Genomic DNA, 3,800 nt, shown 5'->3' with positions numbered 1-3,800 from the left:
TCGACGCTCGATCCGAGGATCTTCCAAGGAGGTGAAATGCTCAAGAATGCTTGCTGACATGAGAAACTCCAATCGTCGTTTCTCGCTAGCATCCGTCAACTACCCGAAAAACGGAATGTTTAAACGCGCTCGCCCTGCGTAAAAGACGCGCCGGCGAGAAGTCGGCGAATGCCCGCGGCATACTCCTCTTTCCAGGGCAGATCCTGATCGAGGTGCAAGACGCGCCGCTGGGTCTGACTGACTTCGCCGGTGAGCGGGTTGACGCCCGCGATCTCGCGGGTCGACCAATAGACCCCGAACCCGCGCTTCTGCCACGTCGGCAGGGCGTCGAAATTGAGTCCCTGCTGAAACAGCCACTCGTGCTTGTCGGACCGCTCCATGCCGCGCAAGCGCTCGGACGCGGCCCGGGTGCCCAAGCCTTGGCGTCGCAGCAGCCAATAGGCATGCCCGTTGAGGCAGCAGCGGGCGGCGTCGTTCATCCGCCAACGGAAGTAGTCGACGACCTGCTCTTCGCCCGGCAACACCGAGAGTCGGCCATCGAATGCGGCGGTCTGTCCCAAGGCCAGCGAGAAGGCCGCGCTCGCTTCAGCGGCCAGGATCGACATCCATTTGCGCGGCTTGCGTCCAAACACCGCTTCCAGTGGATGGATCAGCAGGGAGATTTCATCGCTTTCGCTGTAAGCCAGTCGCACATTGAAGCCGCACGTCATCAGATGCCGGCAGGTTTCGGCCATCAGATGGTGAAAACGGACATCGAAGGGCGAATCGAAGCGGCAGACTTCCTTGGTCAAATGGGTGAAGCTGCGTCCATCGAGACGCGCAACGATCTGAAAGCCCGGCGGAATCGGGTGATCCAAGGCGGTCTCGTAACGACGCATCCGCGCCTCCAAGTCATCACTCCGCATGCGCTACCTCCACGATGCGGAAGTTCCCCGCTTCGCTCCAGACATCGAACAGGGCGTCGAAGCCCTCGGCCCAGGTCGGCGGCACCCGTTGCCGCTGCGCGGCCCGAACGGCTTGGTCGGGAACCGGAGGGTGGCCCCCGCGCCGGGCATTGCGCTGCAATGCGGTCTCCAGATCGATTTGAAAACGATAGCCAACCATCCGAAAGCGCGCGGCGCGCGCGGGCTCCAGATAGCGAGCGCGCTCGACCGGGGTCAGATTGGTGTTCTCCACCACGAACGGCTGCTTGGCCCGTAAACAGGCATCGACGAGCAGCCGTTCACGATGTCGGGTGCGGAGCATGTCCAAATTGATGCGCAGATGCGTCTCGACGAACCGCTGCCTGAACAGGGTCGATTTCCCGCTGGCCTGAATGCCCGAAAACACCACCATCTCCATCTCGCCTCCCAGACTTGCGCGACCTGCGCATGGCCCACCGTCAGCCCTTCACGCACACCACCTGCTTGAGGGTATGCACCACCTCGACCAGATCGGCCTGATTGGCCATGACCTGATCGATGTCCTTGTAGGCGCCTGGGATCTCGTCGAGCACACCCTTGTCCTTACGACAGATCACCCCCTCGGTTTGCGCCGCGAGGTCCGCCTCGGTGAACTGCTTCTCGGCGGCGGTGCGGCTCATGCGCCGCCCGGCACCGTGGGCACAGGAACAGAAGCTGTCCGGGTTGCCCAGACCGCGCACGATGTAGCTGCGCGCGCCCATACTGCCGGGGATGATGCCCAGATCGCCGGCGCGTGCCCGGATCGCGCCCTTGCGGGTCACCCAGACATTGGCGCTGAAGTGGTGTTCGCGCTCGACATAGTTGTGATGGCAGTTGACCACTTCCGTCGTCACTTCAAAGGCCGGGAGATGGCGGGCCAGCGCGGCGAGCACCAACGTCATCATCTGGTCGCGGTTCTCGCGGGCATAGGCTTGCGCCCAGGAGACGGCGGTGACGTAATCGTCAAAGTGTTCGCTGCCCTCCGGGAAATAGGCCAGATCGCGGTCGGGGAGCTGGATAAACCAGCGTTCCATGTCGCGCCGGGCCAGCTCGATGAAATAGGTGCCGATGGCGTTGCCGATGCCCCGGCTGCCCGAGTGCAGCATCACCCACACCTGGCCGGCTTCATCCAGACAGACCTCGATGAAGTGGTTGCCCCCGCCCAGGGTACCCATCTGATTCACCCAGTTGGAGAAACGCCCGAACGCCTTGAGCAATTGCGGGTGTCGGTCGGTCATCGCCGTGAGCGGCGCGGCGAACGGCACGGCGGCCTCGCTCAAGGCGCGCTCGTCTTTGTGCTGGGCGCGCCCCACCGGGACATCGCGGCTGATCTGGTCGAAGACCTGTTTAAGCACGCGCTCATCGATCTGCTCGGCGGTCAGCGAAGTGCGCGCGGCGGCCATGCCGCAGCCGATGTCGACCCCGACGGCGGCGGGGATGATCGCCTGATGCGTGGCAATGACGCTGCCAATCGTGGCGCCAATCCCGGCATGCACATCGGGCATGGCGGCGACATGATGATGGATGAAGGGCAGCTTGGAGAGATTGGTCAATTGTTCGCGCGAGCGCGGATCGAGGTCGTCGGTCCAGACCTTGACCGGCCGCTCGCCCTCGGTGATCACTTGCTTGATCGGCATAATTCCTCCCGGCGCACAGTGGCGCGTTTCGGCGCGACCAACAGCGGCCGAGCCAACAAAGAGCGGGGAGGTGAACCGGGAAGATCGCTGTGGATGTCCGGTCTTGACGTTCCCCGCCAGATCGACTGACGGGGACAAACCGGTCAGGCGATCAGGTGGTACGAACCGTCGCTGTGCCGACGTGGCGATTGCCAAGCTCGGCGCGGATGGATGGCGCGCACCCTGGATTGGGGTGGCGTTTCGGGGCCGAGAGGCATCGAGCGCGGCGACCGATCACGCACGCGCACACGACCGGCCGAGCGCGGGAGGCGTTCGGTGGCGACGTGGCGGTGAGGATCGATTGGCCCATGGCGGATTCCGAATCGGATGGAACGTCGTCAGTCCGTTTGCATTCGATGCTGATACGTGTGCGAAATCCTACGCTCTGGCTGTGTCCATGGCAATTGGATTTTTCGCTGCTGGTCCGAGCCGAAGGGACGCCCGGTTGCAGAGTCGACCTCGGCGACCAAGGCGATCTGCGTTTTCCGCACTGTCTCGAAGGACAGCGGAGTTTCTCCGTGCATCTCCAGGTGCAGGACGTGGATGTGTGGCGCTGACTCGACGTGCGCCCTTGACGGAGACTGCGGCAGCAGGCATCGGCTGACCGCCCACTTCCAGCCCGCTCGCTTGGACTTGAAACGCGCCGCCCGTGTGTTCAGGATGGAGCACACCGAAACCGTTTCCGACCTCTCCCCCAGGATTCCACACGATGCCCACCGAACCGAACACGCAAGTCACCGTCGTCGACATCCAGATGCCGTTCTGGTCCATGGTGGTCTTCCTGGTCAAGGTCGCCATCGCCTCGATTCCGGCCGTCATCATCCTGAGCATCCTCGGGACGATTTTCTTTGCGATCATGACGGCGCTGTTCGGGGTGGGCATGCACACCTGAGCCGCCCGTATCGCCCACATCCCCTCTACGCAACGCATATTCTGACGCCATGACCGACCCGAACCCCGACCCTCCAACGCCACCGCTCGATCTGCCCGCGCGCTACCCAGCCTGCTTCGACCTGGCCCAGCCGCGCCCGCTTAAGCGCGACATCCAACGCGACCTCTGGCGGGCACTGAATGAATGGGATGACCTGCTGCGTCTATCGCCGGGCACGGAGCGTCAAACCGCGCGGGATCGCCTGCGCCAAGCCCTCGACCGCGCCCTCTTCGCCTGGCTGACCCAGCCTGC

Annotated in this window: 5 protein-coding genes and 1 pseudogene; 3 read left to right on the top strand and 3 right to left on the bottom strand. The window is 63.7% G+C overall.

Annotation, left to right across the window (positions count from 1 at the left end; genetic code table 11):
• Window positions 1-119: 119 nt before the first annotated feature.
• Genes QZY07_RS20860 through QZY07_RS20850 form a run of 3 tightly spaced genes read right to left on the bottom strand, consistent with a single transcriptional unit; the run spans window position 120 to window position 2,578 of the window.
• Entirely contained in the window at window positions 120-905 is a 786-nt protein-coding gene (locus QZY07_RS20860) for a tRNA(His) guanylyltransferase Thg1 family protein (RefSeq protein ID WP_295406868.1), read from the bottom strand.
• Window positions 895-1,335 (bottom strand): AAA family ATPase, encoded by a 441-nt coding sequence (locus QZY07_RS20855; RefSeq protein WP_295406865.1) that lies wholly within the window; start codon window positions 1,333-1,335, stop codon window positions 895-897. The genes QZY07_RS20860 and QZY07_RS20855 overlap by 11 nt, the downstream gene beginning before the upstream one ends.
• 46 nt (window positions 1,336-1,381) lie before the next feature.
• Window positions 1,382-2,578 carry an RtcB family protein gene (locus QZY07_RS20850; RefSeq protein ID WP_295406863.1) on the bottom strand — a complete coding sequence of 399 codons (1,197 nt, stop codon included), beginning with the start codon at window positions 2,576-2,578 and terminating at the stop codon, window positions 1,382-1,384.
• 407 nt (window positions 2,579-2,985) lie between these two features.
• On the opposite strand from QZY07_RS20850, the gene QZY07_RS20845 reads away from it, so the two are divergent.
• The 3 genes and pseudogenes from QZY07_RS20845 to QZY07_RS20835 form a co-directional block, all read left to right on the top strand.
• Window positions 2,986-3,174, top strand: coding sequence for a hypothetical protein (locus tag QZY07_RS20845; RefSeq protein ID WP_295406860.1), 189 nt, complete (start codon window positions 2,986-2,988; stop codon window positions 3,172-3,174).
• A gap of 152 nt (window positions 3,175-3,326) precedes the next feature.
• Complete coding sequence (locus QZY07_RS20840; protein ID WP_295406857.1) at window positions 3,327-3,509, top strand: hypothetical protein; 183 nt, start codon at window positions 3,327-3,329, stop codon at window positions 3,507-3,509.
• A gap of 49 nt (window positions 3,510-3,558) precedes the next feature.
• Window positions 3,559-3,800 (top strand): annotated as a pseudogene (locus QZY07_RS20835) (hypothetical protein); the annotation flags it as partial.

Source organism: uncultured Thiocystis sp. (assembly GCF_903866365.1).
Lineage (GTDB): Bacteria > Pseudomonadota > Gammaproteobacteria > Chromatiales > Chromatiaceae > Chromatium.
This window is presented reverse-complemented; position numbering and strand designations above follow the sequence as displayed.

Bases quoted from the DNA above. Each gene is read 5' to 3' on its own strand.
- QZY07_RS20840 (WP_295406857.1), top strand. From the start codon at position 3,327: ATGCCCACCGAACCGAACACGCAAGTCACCGTCGTCGACATCCAGATG.
- QZY07_RS20860 (WP_295406868.1), bottom strand. From the start codon at position 905: ATGCGGAGTGATGACTTGGAGGCGCGGATGCGTCGTTACGAGACCGCC.
- QZY07_RS20855 (WP_295406865.1), bottom strand. From the start codon at position 1,335: ATGGTGGTGTTTTCGGGCATTCAGGCCAGCGGGAAATCGACCCTGTTC.
- QZY07_RS20850 (WP_295406863.1), bottom strand. From the start codon at position 2,578: ATGCCGATCAAGCAAGTGATCACCGAGGGCGAGCGGCCGGTCAAGGTC.